Annotated in this window: 14 protein-coding genes; 10 read left to right on the forward strand and 4 right to left on the reverse strand. The window is 39.8% G+C overall.

Annotation, left to right across the window (positions count from 1 at the left end; genetic code table 11):
- Window positions 1-182 precede the first annotated feature (182 nt).
- Window positions 183-1,292, reverse strand: a complete 1,110-nt coding sequence (zapE, locus tag I6F66_RS19775; protein ID WP_197209623.1) for a cell division protein ZapE — start codon at window positions 1,290-1,292, stop codon at window positions 183-185.
- Between the two features lie 59 nt (window positions 1,293-1,351).
- Between zapE and rsuA the strand changes: the two genes are divergently transcribed.
- The 3 genes from rsuA (at window position 1,352) to I6F66_RS19790 (ending at window position 3,866) form a co-directional block, all read left to right on the forward strand.
- Window positions 1,352-2,050, forward strand: coding sequence for a 16S rRNA pseudouridine(516) synthase RsuA (rsuA, locus tag I6F66_RS19780; RefSeq protein WP_197140368.1), 699 nt, complete (start codon window positions 1,352-1,354; stop codon window positions 2,048-2,050).
- 119 nt (window positions 2,051-2,169) lie between these two features.
- The gene (gene rluA, locus I6F66_RS19785; protein WP_197209624.1) at window positions 2,170-2,823 is read left to right on the forward strand and encodes a bifunctional tRNA pseudouridine(32) synthase/23S rRNA pseudouridine(746) synthase RluA; all 654 of its coding nucleotides are present in this window, start codon (window positions 2,170-2,172) and stop codon (window positions 2,821-2,823) included.
- A 92-nt stretch (window positions 2,824-2,915) separates the two neighbouring features.
- Window positions 2,916-3,866, forward strand: coding sequence for a DUF3530 family protein (locus I6F66_RS19790; protein WP_197209625.1), 951 nt, complete (start codon window positions 2,916-2,918; stop codon window positions 3,864-3,866).
- Here the strand turns inward: I6F66_RS19790 and djlA are convergent.
- The 3 genes from djlA to I6F66_RS19805 are packed head-to-tail and all read right to left on the reverse strand — an operon-like array spanning window position 3,849 to window position 6,401.
- Window positions 3,849-4,715 carry a co-chaperone DjlA gene (djlA, locus tag I6F66_RS19795; RefSeq protein ID WP_007585079.1) on the reverse strand — a complete coding sequence of 289 codons (867 nt, stop codon included), beginning with the start codon at window positions 4,713-4,715 and terminating at the stop codon, window positions 3,849-3,851. The genes I6F66_RS19790 and djlA overlap by 18 nt on opposite strands.
- Before the next feature lie 31 nt (window positions 4,716-4,746).
- The gene (murU, locus tag I6F66_RS19800) at window positions 4,747-5,403 is read right to left on the reverse strand and encodes an N-acetylmuramate alpha-1-phosphate uridylyltransferase MurU (RefSeq protein ID WP_197209626.1); all 657 of its coding nucleotides are present in this window, start codon (window positions 5,401-5,403) and stop codon (window positions 4,747-4,749) included.
- On the reverse strand, window positions 5,400-6,401 hold the full coding sequence (locus tag I6F66_RS19805; RefSeq protein ID WP_197209627.1) for an aminoglycoside phosphotransferase family protein: 1,002 nt from the start codon (window positions 6,399-6,401) through the stop codon (window positions 5,400-5,402). The genes murU and I6F66_RS19805 overlap by 4 nt, the downstream gene beginning before the upstream one ends.
- Before the next feature lie 111 nt (window positions 6,402-6,512).
- On the opposite strand from I6F66_RS19805, the gene lptD reads away from it, so the two are divergent.
- The 7 genes from lptD to I6F66_RS19840 all read left to right on the forward strand — a co-directional run bounded on the left by lptD (window position 6,513) and on the right by I6F66_RS19840 (window position 15,241).
- Window positions 6,513-8,765: an LPS assembly protein LptD gene (gene lptD, locus I6F66_RS19810; RefSeq protein WP_197120188.1), complete on the forward strand. Its 2,253-nt coding sequence runs from the start codon at window positions 6,513-6,515 to the stop codon at window positions 8,763-8,765.
- Window positions 8,766-8,795: 30 nt separating this feature from the next.
- Complete coding sequence (gene surA, locus I6F66_RS19815; protein ID WP_007585086.1) at window positions 8,796-10,091, forward strand: peptidylprolyl isomerase SurA; 1,296 nt, start codon at window positions 8,796-8,798, stop codon at window positions 10,089-10,091.
- A gap of 2 nt (window positions 10,092-10,093) precedes the next feature.
- A complete protein-coding gene (gene pdxA, locus I6F66_RS19820) occupies window positions 10,094-11,086 on the forward strand; it encodes a 4-hydroxythreonine-4-phosphate dehydrogenase PdxA (RefSeq protein ID WP_007585088.1) in 993 nt (330 codons plus the stop codon).
- Complete coding sequence (gene rsmA, locus I6F66_RS19825) at window positions 11,083-11,889, forward strand: 16S rRNA (adenine(1518)-N(6)/adenine(1519)-N(6))-dimethyltransferase RsmA (RefSeq protein ID WP_197209628.1); 807 nt, start codon at window positions 11,083-11,085, stop codon at window positions 11,887-11,889. The genes pdxA and rsmA overlap by 4 nt, the downstream gene beginning before the upstream one ends.
- The gene (gene apaG / locus I6F66_RS19830) at window positions 11,873-12,262 is read left to right on the forward strand and encodes a Co2+/Mg2+ efflux protein ApaG (RefSeq protein ID WP_007585091.1); all 390 of its coding nucleotides are present in this window, start codon (window positions 11,873-11,875) and stop codon (window positions 12,260-12,262) included. The genes rsmA and apaG overlap by 17 nt, the downstream gene beginning before the upstream one ends.
- 8 nt (window positions 12,263-12,270) lie before the next feature.
- Window positions 12,271-13,089 (forward strand): symmetrical bis(5'-nucleosyl)-tetraphosphatase, encoded by an 819-nt coding sequence (locus I6F66_RS19835; RefSeq protein WP_197209629.1) that lies wholly within the window; start codon window positions 12,271-12,273, stop codon window positions 13,087-13,089.
- 136 nt (window positions 13,090-13,225) lie between these two features.
- The gene (locus tag I6F66_RS19840; protein WP_197209630.1) at window positions 13,226-15,241 is read left to right on the forward strand and encodes a methyl-accepting chemotaxis protein; all 2,016 of its coding nucleotides are present in this window, start codon (window positions 13,226-13,228) and stop codon (window positions 15,239-15,241) included.
- The last annotated feature ends 644 nt before the right edge of the window (window positions 15,242-15,885 follow it).

Raw genomic sequence — 15,885 nt, forward strand, 5'->3', positions numbered from 1 at the left:
CTAGACGCACAGGCAAGCTCACTGACTTCGATGTGATAAACGATAGCTAATCATTTATCAATGAGAGATACAAGACGCGCAGCTTGCTGGCGTGTAAAAACGCAGTTTTTAAAATGGCTTAATAATTAGAAGCTGCGCTTCCCTCATGAGCAAGCACATCTACAATATATCAAACCAAAGCGTTACCAATTTTGCATTTCGACTATGCGCGATTGCGTGCGTGCATATTCAAAGCTCAACTTTTTACCTTTATATAAATGTTCAATGTCGGTTTGCGCATTTATTACCAGCAATTTATGGCAATCGTAAAACTCATCTACTAAGGCAATAAAGCGACGTGCTTCGTCGTCAAAGGTGTGCTCATCAAGCGTTTGTTTTTCGCGCTGATAACTATCTTCTATACCGTGAACAATAACTTTACCCGTTGCTTTAACCCCCATTTGCGGCACGTTTGTTACATATAGCACATCAAATTGCGTTGCTAAAAACATATAATCGTTAGCGCTACGAGGGCCTGAGCATAGCGCCATAAAATCAATCATCAAGGCGTTATCGGCTTTTAATAAATAAGGTAAATCGCGGCCATGCACGCTAATTGTATTTCTATATGTTACCTCTGCATAAGAAGCTAAAAACTCATTTTCAAAATCATTATTAGGTAAATTAATAAAATAGTGACGACTGTTTTTTCCATATCTAAAACGGTGATCGTCCTCCCCTGCCACGTTAATTATATGGCAATGGCTATTAATTAAATCGATGGTAGGTAAAAATCTCGCTCGTTGCAGGCCGTTGTAATAAAGTTGCTCTGGCTTTGCGTTCGATGTGGCCACCAGCACAACACCTTGTTCAAACAAGGCATTGAACAATCTGGCCATAATCATGGCATCGCCAATGTCGCTCACAAAAAACTCGTCAAAACACAGTACGCGGATGTTTTTAGCCCACTGTTTTGCAATCAAAATAAGTGGATTTTTTTGACCTTGTAGCTGCGAAAGTTGGGCATGCACCTGCGCTATAAAATGATGAAAATGCAGCCGCTGCTTTTGATCAATAGGTAGGTTTTTATAAAATAAATCCATTAACATGGATTTACCACGCCCTACTGGTCCATATAAATATACACCTTTTATTAAAGGCGCTTTTTGCCACCATGATGTGTGAGCTTGAAGTTGCTCGCTTAGCGTATTTAAAGCCTCCACTGCATTTTGCTGCGCAGCATCAAAACATAGTTCACCCGAGTTTATTTTTGCTTGGTAAAGGCTTAAAATTTGTGTGCTGTGCACTGTCATGGTATTTCACTATCGGCTATAATCGCGCCTATTGTAGCCGACTAAAAATGTGAACCAAAATGAAATTCCCTTGCCGCTTAGATAAATTTATTAGCCACTTAGCTGAAATACCGCGTACCCAAGCTCGCGCGAGTATTAAGCGAAAAGAAGTAAGCGTTAATGGCGAAGTAATCACATCACATAATTTTCAGCTAGCTCAGCAAGATGAAGTACTGTACCAAGGTACACCTTTGGTATTTTTAGGTAAGCGCTATTACATGCTAAATAAACCTGTTGGCTATGTATGTGCTAACAGTGACGAGCTACATAAAACTGTTTTTGACTTACTTGATGAGCCAAATATGAGCGACTTTCATGTGGCAGGTCGCCTTGATATAGATACCACCGGGTTAGTTATTATTACTAATGATGGCGATTGGTCACATAAAATTACGGCACCTAAAAGCAATAAATTTAAAACCTACCTCGTCGAAACCCAAGAGCCTATTACCGATGAAGCCCTTGAGCAATTACGAACAGGCGTCATGCTGCATAACGAAAAAGATTTAACCCGCCCAGCTATAGCAGAGAAGCTTGCTAATTACGGCCTACGTTTATCAATAAGTGAAGGAAAGTATCATCAAGTTAAGCGTATGCTTTACGCTGTAGATAACAAAGTAGTTGAGCTGCATCGCGAGCAGATTGCGGGAATTACTCTAGATGAAAACTTGGCCAGTGGTGAATATCGACTATTAACAGCGCAAGAAATTAAGCTATAAAAGTGCTTTAAAGGAGCTAAGGCTTGGATTATTAGTTAAAACAATATAGCCAAACTTTTACTTGAGCCTATTCCCTTGCTCTACTAAAATAGCGACCTTCAAAATTACTAAGGTCGGCCGTGTTAGTTAACTATAACCCCCCTATGAATCCGTATTTAACGATACTTTTTCAGGATGACGACTTACTGATAGTTAATAAGCCAAGTGAGTTATTAACTGTCCCAGGTAAAGATCCTAAACATGCCGACAGCTTAATTAATCGTGTTAATCGTGTTTTTCCAACAGCGAGAATAGTGCACCGCTTAGATATGGCAACTTCTGGCATACTGTGCCTTGCCATGAATAAAGCCGCGCACAGACATTTAAGTATGCAGTTTCAAGAGCGCGAAACAGCTAAATGTTACATAGCACGTGTATACGGACAACTTGAAGCTGAAACAGGATCAGTAGATTTACCCCTTATTTGTGATTGGCCTAATCGTCCAAAACAAATGGTTGATCACGACAGAGGAAAACCTTCGCTTACGCATTTCAAAATACTTGAGCGTGAAGAAAATGCAACCCGTGTAGAGCTAACCCCAATCACTGGTCGCTCGCATCAACTACGTGTGCATATGTTAAGCCTTGGTCATCCTATTTTAGGTGATAGACTTTACGCCCACAAAGAGGCACTTGCTGCCGCTCCTCGCTTACAATTACATGCACAAATGCTGCAATTAAAGCACCCTGTAACTGAGCAAGTACTTACTTTTGAAGCCGAATTAGAGTTTTAACAGGTTCAAATTTACTAGCTAATTCGCTCTATACATTAAACTTTTAGATAACCTTGCCGATACCTAACTAATTGTCATTAGTTAGGTGCGTTATGCTATTTCTACGGTTTTTAAAAGGGGCTTTTTATATACAGCTCAGCTGTGCCCTACTTTTAGTTAACCCCATCAGCGCAGCTGAACATATTGCTCCACCTAATCTATCAAGCATTGAAAATAGCGACATTGAGCGACTACTTCCAAGTGATGAAATAAAGCCTATATTGGCGGGTGAAACAGAATTTTTAAGCCTTTACAGCGAGTATATGAGTAGTAATTTCAGAGGTATCGTAATACTTATACCCGATTGGCACTCTTCACCTACCAATAATTCAGGTATGAGCTACTTGCGCAAAGAGCTTAATAATTTAGGTTACAGCACCTACGCAATGACAGTACCCGACATTGATTGGCAAGCTAGTAAAATAGCAAAAAAAACACCAAATGAGACCGAAGCTACGCCTAGTAAAGCCGAGGAACCTGTATCACCCGAGGCCACAACAAACGCACAACCGCAGCCTGCAAAAATAAAAGAAGAACCTCATTACGTTAATGCAATTGAAAAAGTAACTGACGACATACTTGATAACTATAAAATAAATCTCATTTCTCGCTTTAATGCGCTGTATCAAACCGCTATGGAAGATTCGAGTAATATAGTGGTTATAGCACAAGGCACGAGTGCGGGTGTGTTGTTGGAGTACTATGCAGATTTTCCGGATGAGAGACTGGATGCGTTTATAAGTTTAAGTAGTTACCTGCCTAACACAAAGCGTAATGAAAGTTTAAGCCAAACGGCTTCACTTGTTACACCTGCCTTGCTTGATATTTACTATGCAAATGACAGCACAGACATTTTAATGAGCCTTAAAAATCGTCAGCGCTGGGTTGACCGAAATGCAAAGTTTGATTACCGCCAACGTCAGTTGTTTGGCCTGCGCGATCAACCCGATCAACACGCACGCCTAACAAAAGAAATAGACGGCTTTTTACGCCGACTTTTTTAAATACTCATAAGCAGCTTGAATATCTTGGCTCTTTTTAACAGCCAGTTCCATCATGTGCTTTGGTAAACCTTGCGATACTAATTTATCTGGATGATGTTGCGACATAAGTTTACGGTACGCTACTTTTATATCACGCTGCGTTGCATCGCTACTTAAGCCTAATAACGCCAATGCTTGCGCACGGTTCATATTATTATTTGGCGGTACATGGTGGCCAGAACCTTCACGGTAACTACTACTTTGACCTTGGTTTTGTTGCTGCTGATTAAAGCGCTGTTGTTGCTTTCTAAAGTTAAACTCTGCTTGGTAGCGCTTTAATACAAATGCAAAGTGTGTTTTAGAAATGCCTAGCTGTTTACTTACTTCTGCTAATAATTGCTTTTCTTGTTCGGCTAGCACTCCATCAGAAAACGCCATTTGAATTTGTATTTCTAAAAATAACTGTATTAAATCGTTTCGTTTAGCAAAGCGTTCTTTAAAATCGTGTACTGTTTCTTTAAGTGAAAAGTCGCTCTCTTTACCTGACTGAAATGCATGTTGTGCTTCGCGGCGTTCTTCGCCCTTTAAGCCCATTTCATCCATAAACAAGTTAGCCGCTTTTATATGTACTTCGCTGACTCGACCGTTCGACTTGGCAATGTGCCCCATGACAGCAAAGCAGCTTGAAAAGAATAAAGCTTGGCGCTCGTGAACATCGTCACCACTAAATAAGCTAGAAAAGCCGCCTGCTTTATCAAAGTTATTTTTTAAGCTTTTATCAAATAAATGACCTAGGTATAAACCTAAAATGGCACCAAATATTTTGCCAAACATAAAGCCAAAACAAAAACCGAGAATTTTTCCCCACATCTATAATACTGCCTTCTTAAAAATTGAGTTGTTACGCCTCAAGGCGCGTGTTTAATTGGTTTAAACGCTCTGGTGTACCAATGTCATCCCACTGCCCTATATAGAGCTCAGTAGAGACTAAATGTTCATTTAGCTTTTCACGTAAAATAGGCCCTAAAGGGCGAATACCTTGCTTTAAGCCTTTAAAAAAATCAGCCTGATAGCGGCCAATCCCTGAAAATGTATATTTTTGACTCTCGGCCGATAAATGGCTCAATGCAAAGTCGCCATCTGGATTGTGTGGCGGGTTTTCTATAAGCACTATGTGCGCCTCACCGGGTTGTAAATGAAGTTGCATTAGCGCACTTACATCATAATCGGTGTATACATCGCCATTTACTACGATGAACGAGTCACCCAACAGCGGTAACGCTTCAATAATACCGCCAGCCGTTTCAAGGCCACCTTCAACTTCTTGGCTGTAAAGTATATTTACGCCAAATTGACTGCCATCTTTAAAGTAGTCTTTTATTTTATCACCCTGCCACGCAAGGTTTATTACAATATCGGTAATGCCGGCAGCTTTAAGATTATTTATATGGTGCTCAATAAGTGGTTTTTCTGCCACTTTTAACATCGGCTTTGGCATATTTTGCGTGAGCGGCATCATTCTCTGCCCACGCCCTGCAGCTAAAATCATCGCTTTCATGAGCGCTCCTTTGCTAACTTTTCAGTCACTTTTGGCACTATGGTATTTTTTGTCCACTCACTCAATGCTTTTAGCTCTGGGTAATTTGCCGCTACTTCAATAATATAATCAAGCGTCGGTAAAATATTATCTAAATAGCCTGTTTTACCGTCGCGCAAATATAATCGACAAAATATACCCGCAGCTTTTAAGTGGCGCTGTAATCCGGTTAAATCAAACCAATATTTAAACTCATCAAATGAAGTGTTAGCCAGTAAATTTTGAGCCGTAAATTCTTGATAAGCAAAATCAAGCAAGCTTGTTAACTCTTTTTGAGGCAGTTTAAAATAGCAATCGCGTAGTAGCGATACTAAATCGTAGCAAAGCGGCCCACGTACAGCATCTTGATAATCTATAATTGCCCACTGGCCGTTACTGTTCATAATATTACGGCTATGGTAATCGCGATGAACAGTAACAGTGGGTTGCTCAAGCATGGCCTTTATTAATAGCGCTGAACTTGTTTGCCACATTACGTTTTGCTCTGCGCTTAGTGGCTCATTAATAAAGTCACTCACTAACCACTGGCTAAATATATCAAGCTCTAGCTTTATAAAATCTTCGTTGTACGCTTGCATAGCAGAAGCTGTGGGCGTTTTAGCCCATTGAGCGCTTAAACTAATTAATGCTTGATAATGCTCGGTGCGGTTTGCATCATCAAGCATGTCAGCTAGGTGCGTACTCCCTAAATCACTAAGAACAAAAAAGCCTTGTTTCTCATCACTTGCAATAATAGTAGGAAGTAAAAAACCTTGCTCAACAAACACCTGATTTAGCGAAATGTAAGGTTCGTTATTTACTTTTTTTGGATCTGAGTCCATCACTATTAAATGCTTATTATCGTGATTTAAACGGTAATAACGGCGAAAGCTAGCATCACCCGTGATCGCGTTTAAAGTATGCGGCTTGGCATTAAGGTGTATGTTTATAAATTGTTGTAAATTCTCAAAGCGTGTCATTTTATAAGATATCTATTTTTCACTAAGTTAATTAGGTCAATTACTGTAATTGCCATTATTTTCCTTTATTATGTGTATATTATATTAAACACACAGTATTAAGGTCGATAAATGAGCAAAACCTGGGGCATATTGATGCTAAGCGTAGTTAGCGCACCATCGCTTGCCGAAACTGAACTGGCACACAACCTTTGTGGCATTTCAATGCAAACCAGAGCTTGGCAACCACTTGAAGGCCTTAACCTTGGTGAAGTTGATATTCAAGCTGATGATGTTGAGCTACTTGGCACTCAAAGCGCTGAATTTACCGGCAATGTTGATATTAACACCCTTAAGATGAGTTTGTCCGCACAAACTGCGTTGATAGACAAACAGCGCGGTTTATTAAATGCAACGGGGCCAATTACTTATCAAGATTACGTAAGTAAAGTAAACAGCACCGGATTAAATGCCGATTTAAATAATTCAGAAGTCAGTTTGTTAGGCGCCGACTACAGCCTAACCGAACAACAAGGTAAAGGCGGCGCTGAAAAGCTTACTGTTAATCAGTCTGGCCTATTACTCATGAATGCAAGCTTTACTACTTGCCCAAGTGACACCCCAGTATGGGAAATTGAGGCTGACGAAATAAACCTTTCACGCGAAGAAGGCTGGGGCGAAACATATAACGCCGTATTACGCATTCTCGATACACCGGTTTTATATCTACCTTATTTTACATTCCCACTGGATGAGCGCCGTAAATCGGGTTTACTTACCCCGACTATTTCAAGCTCTGATAAATACGGCCTTGAAACAATTACGCCGTACTATTTAAATATTGCACCTAATTTTGATGCCACTATTACGCCTCGTTATATGTCTAACAAAGGGCTGCAATTACAAACCGAATTTAGATACCTAACAGAGCAACATGAAGGCTTAGTAGGAATTGAATATTTAGATAGTGATGATTCTGAGCCAGATTTGAATGAACGCTACATGTTTCATTGGCAACAGCAAAGTTATCTGGGTGAAAACTGGCGCGCAAACGTTGATGTAACCAATGTAAGCGATGATAACTACATCACCGATTTAAGCTCAAATTACGCAAGTAAAACCGATACACAGCTGTATCGTACTGGCTCACTTACTCATTTGGGTGATACATGGCGCACCGATATTAAAGTACAAAACTTTGAAGTACTGGGCGATCACTTAGAGTCATACACTGCAATACCACAAGTTAATTTTACGCAAACTGCGCCTTGGCGTTTTGATAATTTTGATTTTAGTGTGTCTGGGGAGATTAGCCATTTTACTAATGATTCATCAGAAGTGGCCATAGACAGCGCAACTCGTGTACACGTAGAGCCAAAAGCCCGCTACAACTACGCAACGCATGCGTGGTCATTTTTATCTGAAGTGAGCTTATTGCAAACTAATTATAAGCAAAACGGAAACTTAACAGGCACGCAATACAGCGATACCGTATCGCGTACTATTCCTAAAGTACGTTTGTATTCTCAGCTTAATTTTGAGCGTGACGCATCTTACTTTTTTGAAGATGCTATACAAACGCTAGAGCCGCAAATTCAATATTTATATACACCTAATAAAGACCAGTCAGACATTGGCTTGTTTGATACAACCAAGCTACAAGACGATTATTATGGTTTATTTAGAGACGTGCGCTTTTCAGGTGTTGACCGCATAGCAGCAGCGAATCAGTTTACTTTAGGTGCTACAACGCGCCTATTTGATAAAAAACAAGAAGAAGTATTTAATTTTAGTGCCGGCCAAATATTTTATTTAAGTGATGACGCCAAGCCAACAGAGCAAGGATTGAACTCAGACACTAATTATAATGCACTATTTGCAGCTCAAACCATGTTACATTGGCACCGCCGTTGGTACCTCGCTGGAGGTATTCAATACGATACAGATGGCAAGCAAATGGTACAGTCAAATGTAACACTTGATTATAAAGGTGATAATAATCAGCTAGTACAATTGAACCATCGCTATGCAAATGATGTCTCAGGAAATACAATCGAGCAAGCAGGTGTATTTACAAGTATTCCTATTAGCGACGAATGGCAATTTATTGCAAGCTATCATCGAGATCTTGAAAACAACAGAAGTATCGAAGTATTGAGCGGATTACAGTATGAATCATGCTGTTGGGCTATCCAAATTACTGGGCACCGCCAAATTGAAACAGATTTAAATCAATCAATAGGCCAAGAACAAGCAACTTTTGATTCAGGTATTAGTTTGAATTTTGTATTAAAAGGACTTGGCAGTAAAAGCCGTTATGATGCACAAAAATTATTACAACAAGGTATTTTTGGCTATCGTAGACCGTATTTTCTTAGTAACTAGAGTACTATCAGCAAGAGTAGTAAAAAGAATATGAATTTAAAAAAATTATTAACATCAGCAGTTTTAAGTGCCAGCCTTTGTCAAAGTGCAATGGCCGCACCAGTAGAAATAGATAAAGTTATTGGCGTTGTAAACCAAGGCGTAATTTTAAAAAGCGAAGTAGACACCATTATTAATCGTGTTAAAAAGCAAGCCGAAGAACAAAACCAGCAATTACCAAAAGATGAAACTCTTCGTGTACAAGCTGTTGAGCGTTTAGTTAATCAAGCCCTTATGATACAAATGGCTGAACGTATGGGGTTACAAATCTCAGACAGCCAACTCGATCAAACTCTTGCAAGCATGGCACAAGAGCAAGGCGGTACAATTGCCGATTTACGTCGTACTATTGAAGGTTCGGGCGAAAGCTTTCAAGCTTACCGTGAAGAAATTCGTAAAGAAATTACAACGCAGCAAGTAACACGTGCAAGCGTCGATCGCCGTATTTATATTAGCGAACAAGAAGTTGATAACCTTTTAAAAATTATGGAAACCCAAGGTCAAAGTGCTGAAGAGTACGACATTGGTCATATTTTAATAGATATCCCTAACGATGCGAACGCTGACGAAATTGCTGGCGCAAAAACACGCGCAGATAAAGTTATTGAGCTATTAAACGATGGCCAAGAATTTAAGCGTATTGCTATTTCATCGTCAAGCGGCTCTAAAGCACTTGAAGGTGGACAGCTTGGTTACATGGGTATTAACGAAATGCCATCGCTTTTTGCTGAAGCAGTAAAAGGCCAAAAGAAAGGCGCTATTGTTGGCCCTCTTCGCTCTGGTGCTGGTTTTCATATCATTAAAGTACAAGACGTTCGTGGTCTACAAGTTGTAGAAACAACAGAAGTGCGCTCACGCCATATACTAATTAAACCTTCAATTATTTTAAGTGAAGAAAAAGCACGCTCTATGCTTGCAGGCTTTGCAAAAGACTTACGCGCAGGAACTGCCGACTTTGGAAAGTTAGCTAAAGAGTACTCAGAAGATCCTGGTTCTGCACTTAAAGGTGGCGAGTACGATTGGACAGATCCAACTACCTACGTACCTGCGTTTAAAGATACATTGCTTTCTCTTAAGCAAGACGAAATAAGCGAACCGTTTAGAACACAGTTTGGTTGGCATATTGTGCAGTTACTTGGTAAACGTGTAGCTGATAAAACTGAGCTAGCTAAACGTAACCGTGCTCACGGTATGTTGTTTAACCGTAAATTTAAGGAAGAAAGTTTTAACTGGCAGCAAGAAATGCGCGAGCAAGCTCACGTTGAAATTTTCACAGCAGACCAATAAATATGACCTTAAGAATTGCTATTACACCGGGTGAACCCGCTGGTATTGGCCCAGATTTGCTACTCACGCTTGCTCAGCAAGCGTGGGATGTTCAACTTATAGCGATTGCCGATGGCAAACTATTAAAAGAGCGTGCAAAACATTTAGGCTTAACAATAAACTTAATTAAATTTGATGATAATGCACCCGCCATCGCAGCACCTGCTGGCAGCTTGTATATTCATCAGGTTGATTTAGGGGTTGATGTAGAACTTGGCGTACTAAACGACGGTAACGGACAATACGTGTTAGATACCTTGCGTATAGCAAGCGAAAAAAACATGGATGGCACCTTCGATGCAGTTGTTACAGGCCCGGTTCACAAAGGCATAATTAACAAAGCAGGTATTTCGTTTAGTGGGCACACTGAGTATTTTGCGCAGCAATCAAATACTGCTGATGTAGTTATGATGCTTGCAACAGAGGGCTTACGCGTTGCACTTGTAACCACTCATATTCCACTGGCGTATGTATCGCGTGCCATTACACCTGAGCGTTTAACTAAAGTAGCGGGTATTTTAAATCACGACTTACAAACTAAGTTTGGTATAGAAAAACCACGTATTTTAGTGTGTGGCTTAAATCCGCATGCCGGTGAAGATGGTCATTTAGGTCGTGAAGAAATAGAAACAATCACGCCAACGCTTGAGATACTTAGAAGCGAAGGTATGAATTTAATTGGCCCACTACCGGCCGATACCTTATTTCAAGATAAATACCTATCTGAAGCAGATGCAGTGCTTGCTATGTATCACGATCAGGGATTACCTGTGCTAAAATACAAGGGATTTGGTAAATCGGTAAATATTACCCTTGGTTTACCATTTATCCGCACATCAGTTGACCACGGTACTGCACTCGATTTAGCAGGGACTGGTACAGCTGACGTTGGCAGTTTTGAATTAGCGATCCGCGAAGCAATTAAGCTCGCCCAAGAAAAAGCACAAAATCAATGACCGATAAAGTACATTTAGGACACCGCGCTCGTAAGCGTTTTGGGCAAAACTTTTTATTTGATGAATCTATTATCGATAAAATAGTCTCTGCGATTGATCCTAAACCAGAAGACAACCTAGTAGAAATTGGCCCCGGCCTTGGCGCAATTACTGAGCCAGTAGCCGAATTAAGCGGCCATTTAACGGTTGTTGAATTAGATAAAGATTTAGCGCAACGATTAATTGAACACCCATTTTTGGGTCCTAAATTAACCGTTAACCAAGGCGATGCAATGACGTTTGACTTTGCAAGCTTGGTTCGCGATGACAAAAAATTAAAAGTGTTTGGTAATCTACCTTACAACATTTCGACACCGTTATTGTTTCATCTTTTTGAATTTTCAGATCATATTGAGCACATGCACTTTATGCTTCAAAAAGAAGTAGTAAAACGCATGGTAGCAGGCCCAGGTAGTAAAACATTTGGCCGCTTAAGCGTAATGACTCAATACTACTGTAATGCAATACCGGTTGTTGAAGTACCACCTGAGTGCTTTAAACCAGCGCCAAAAGTTGACTCTGCGGTTATACGTTTAATACCTAAAAAGCCAGAGCAACGTACAGCAAAAAGCGTTAAAATATTAAACACAGTGTGTTTAGAAGCCTTTAATCAACGCCGTAAAACACTGCGTAACAGTTTAGGTAATTTACTAACTGCAGAAGAGCTTACTAGCATTGGCATTGATATAACGCTGCGTGCTGAGCGCTTATCTTTACAACAATTTATTGATATAGCTAACTGGATTTATGACAACAAGCAGTAATATTGGATCGCCTGTAAAGGTGTCTGTAGAAACATTTTACGTAGAAGGCCAATCTCAACCTGAGCTTGAAAAATACGTATTTGCTTACTCAGTAACGATTAAAAACCATAGTTTATGTAGTGCAAAATTACTGAGCCGCTATTGGTTAATTACCGATGCAAATGGCAAAGAAGTAGTAGTAGAAGGTGAAGGCGTTGTTGGCGAAATGCCAGACATTGGCCCAGGCGAAAGCTATAAATACACCAGCGGTGCAATTTTAGATACACCTGTAGGCACTATGCAAGGCCATTACACGTTACGCAACGAATTTGGCTCTGAGTTTCAGGCGCCTATTAATGTGTTTCGTTTGGCTTGCCCTAACATTTTGCATTAAGCACTTAAATGGCAGATTATGCGATAGGTGATTTACAAGGGTGTTTTAGTGAATTTAACACCCTTTTGCAACGGGTTGATTTTAACCCAAGCAAAGATCACCTTTATTTAGTTGGCGACATAGTTGCCCGCGGGCCAGAATCCCTAGCCTGCTTAGACTATATTTACCAACATCAAAATAGCATGACCATCACTTTAGGCAATCACGACCTTCACATGGTTGCCTGCTACTTTCTTAACAAACCTACCAACCCAAAAGATAAACTAAACCCAATATTTGAAAGCCCAAAATTAGCGCATTACATCGCTTTTTTACAAACCCAACCATTGGCCTTAGAGCTTATAAAACATAACTGCTTTATATCTCATGCCGGATTAAACCCCGACTGGTCTATTGACTATGCTCTAAAGCACGCGCAATTTGCACAAAGCTGTTATCAATCAAACAATGCTAAAGCATTTTTTGAACACATGTATCAGCCTCACCCTATTGAGTGGTCAAGCAATCTTGATGACTTTGAAAAATTTAGATACATAGTTAACTACTTTACCCGTATGCGCTTTTTAACAAGTGATAACAAACTCGAGCTTAATGCAAAGGGTGCAATAACCGATAGCCAAACACTAACCCCTTGGTTTAACCATCCTAATATAGCTAAAACTAAACACGATATTATTTTTGGCCACTGGGCAGCGCTTGAAGGTAGGACAGGTAATCCACGGGTTCACGCCTTAGATACAGGCTGTGTATGGGGTAATACCATGACCCTAATGGAGCTAAGTACTAAAAAAGTAATTATCGAAAAATCCCACCTTTCGTCTAAATAAACTGAAAAAAAACAATACATCTGTTAGATTTATCAATTAATAGTTAAAATTAGTTAAAGTAATTGATTTTAATTACTTAACTTATTGGTACAAACGCCGATAAGTCTTAATTGAAGTACTTTTGAGTGGAAATCTTATGAACCTGACAGTAAGCCAACGTATTTGGGGTGGTTTTATATTTATCACACTATTATTATTAATAATTGGTGGTAACTCCTTAATAAAAATTGCAAATATTGACCGCTCCACTCAAAAAGTGAACCAACTATCACTTCCAGCACTAAATAAAAGCTCAGAACTACAAGCCGAATTTATTTTAATGAGTAAAGCCGCTCAGGCGAGTTTTTACACTACTTCTGCAAATGAACTAGCCCCCATTAAAAAACAAGTTCTTGAGCAAAAGCAGTTATTCAATACCCTTCATCGCGAACTTCAAGACGTAGTAAAAAATGATGCAACGCTTAATCAAAGTAGCCAAAATGTAGAAAAAACCTACTTAAGCTTTTTAAGCACAGTTGAAAGCTTATTAGATGACAAAAGCAAACAGCTAGCATTAAACAAAACATTAAAAGCACAATTAGAAAATATAGAGCTAAGTGCAGAAGATGCCAATTCTGTTGTACTCGATATTATTGACATTGATGGCTTTGAGCAAAATCACCCTCGCGCTTATCAAGCTGCAAACAATTTAGAAAATAACTTTATGTCAGTAGTAAGTAACAGCACCGATATGCTAACCGTTAAAACGCTTAATACTCTCGATATTGTTAAAAACGAGCAAACCTATTACCTAGAAGAAGTTACACGTACCATTGCCTTAATTAAACCGGCTATTGAGCAAACTCACAGCGATTTATACTCAAGCTTAAAAGAAAATGTTGATACTTTAGAAAATAATATAAAAGGTAGTAGTGGTTTAGCCGCAAACAAAAAACGATTAATTGACTCGATTACGCTAACAGAGTCAGAGCTTGCACAGTCAGAGCAAGCCACCAAAATGGCACTTAACCAAATTGACGAATTAGTTAATCAAGCAAGTGACGTTGCGTTTAAATTACAACAAGGCGTGCGCAGCGACGTAGACTCAGCAAACTTATGGACGTGGGTTGGTATGATTATAGCCACCCTTTTAGCTATAGCGATTGCTATTATTACTGTTAGCCGTATTACCAAACCACTTGCTGAAGTTAACCGAATTTTAGATATTGTTGCCAGTGGCGACATGACACAACGTTTAGACGACAGCGCTAAAGACGAATTTGGCGAACTATCTAAAAGTTGTAACACCTTAATTGATAACTTACGCAGCCTAATTAAAGGCATTATTTCGCGCTCTACTCAGCTAGCTGCAGCATCAGAACAAACATCTGCTATTACCGCAGAATCAAGCCAAGCAATTCGTAACCAGCAAGCACAAGTTGAACAAGCCGCCACTGCAACAACCGAAATGAGCAGTACATCGCAAACGGTTAGCAACAGCGCTCAACAAGCACTTAGCGAAATTAAAAATGCTGATAAAGAAGCTGAGCGTGTTAAAGGTATTTCGAATAACAATAAAGCCACGATTGAGCAATTAGCACGTGAAGTAGACGACGCCTCACAAGTAATTAATAAACTGCATCAAGATAGCGCATCAATAGGCAGCATTTTAGATGTAATACGCGGCATAGCTGACCAAACGAACCTACTTGCACTAAATGCCGCAATTGAAGCTGCACGTGCTGGTGAATATGGCCGAGGCTTTGCTGTTGTAGCAGACGAAGTACGCTCTCTAGCGAGTAAAACTCAAGAGTCGACCCAAGAGATACAATCAATGATTGAGTCTCTTCAAACAGGCGCAGAAGCTGCAGTAACGGCTATGAGCAAAGGTAAGCAACGTGCGGTATCGTGTGTTGAGCAAACCGACCTAGCAAGTAGCGCACTTGATTCGATTACATTTGCGGTTTCGCAAGCTCACGATGTAAGTGAAGAAATTTCGACTGCCGCACTCGAGCAACAACAAGTAGCACAAGAAATTAGCGAACGCCTTGAGTCGATTGTAGCCATTGCAGAGCAAACAGCCGAAGGCGCAAACCAAACTAATATCTCAAGTTCAGAAGTAGCAAAACTGGCCGAAGAGCTTCGCTTGTCGGTAGACGAATTTAAAGTTTAGGTTTACTAAAACGATTAAAAAACCCCGATGGTACTATGTACCATCGGGGTTTTTATTTATCAGGACTTTAAAAGTGAGATGTAAAACCTCACCAGAAGGCCCCGTTCTTACTCACGTAAAAAACGCAGTTTTTAATATTTATATTACCTACTTTTGGCTTATCTAAAGCGAAGCGCCCTCCTAGCCTCTTTGTGAATAAATCACTTAAAACCTTATTGCACAAAGAGAAGCAAAAGAGGAGTAAATGAGGAGTCAATGAGAAGACATTAAAACAATAGTAATTATGTATTTTTACTTCTCTAAAGCGAAGCGCCCTCTTAACCTCTTTGTGAATAAATTACTTAAAACCTTATTGCACAAAGAGAAGCAAAAGAGGAGTAAATGAGAAGAGACTAAAGCACAGAAATTACGAACTTTGCTCGCCTACAAGTAAATTTAACCACGGCGTCAAACTTTACCGGTAGGCGTAAAGCTTGCTCACGCGAAAAGCGCAGTTTTTAATATTTATTACTAATAGCTTACCTACTTATGGCTTCTCTAAAGCGCAGCGCCCTCTTAACCTCTTTGTCCCCCTGTGTCAGGATAGTTGTCGCCTCTAACTTTTAATAGAGGCAGATAAAATGAGACGTCGATTTACACAAGAA

It is taken from the genome of Pseudoalteromonas sp. NZS100_1, from assembly GCF_015864285.1.
Classification (GTDB): Bacteria; Pseudomonadota; Gammaproteobacteria; order Enterobacterales; family Alteromonadaceae; genus Pseudoalteromonas; species Pseudoalteromonas arctica.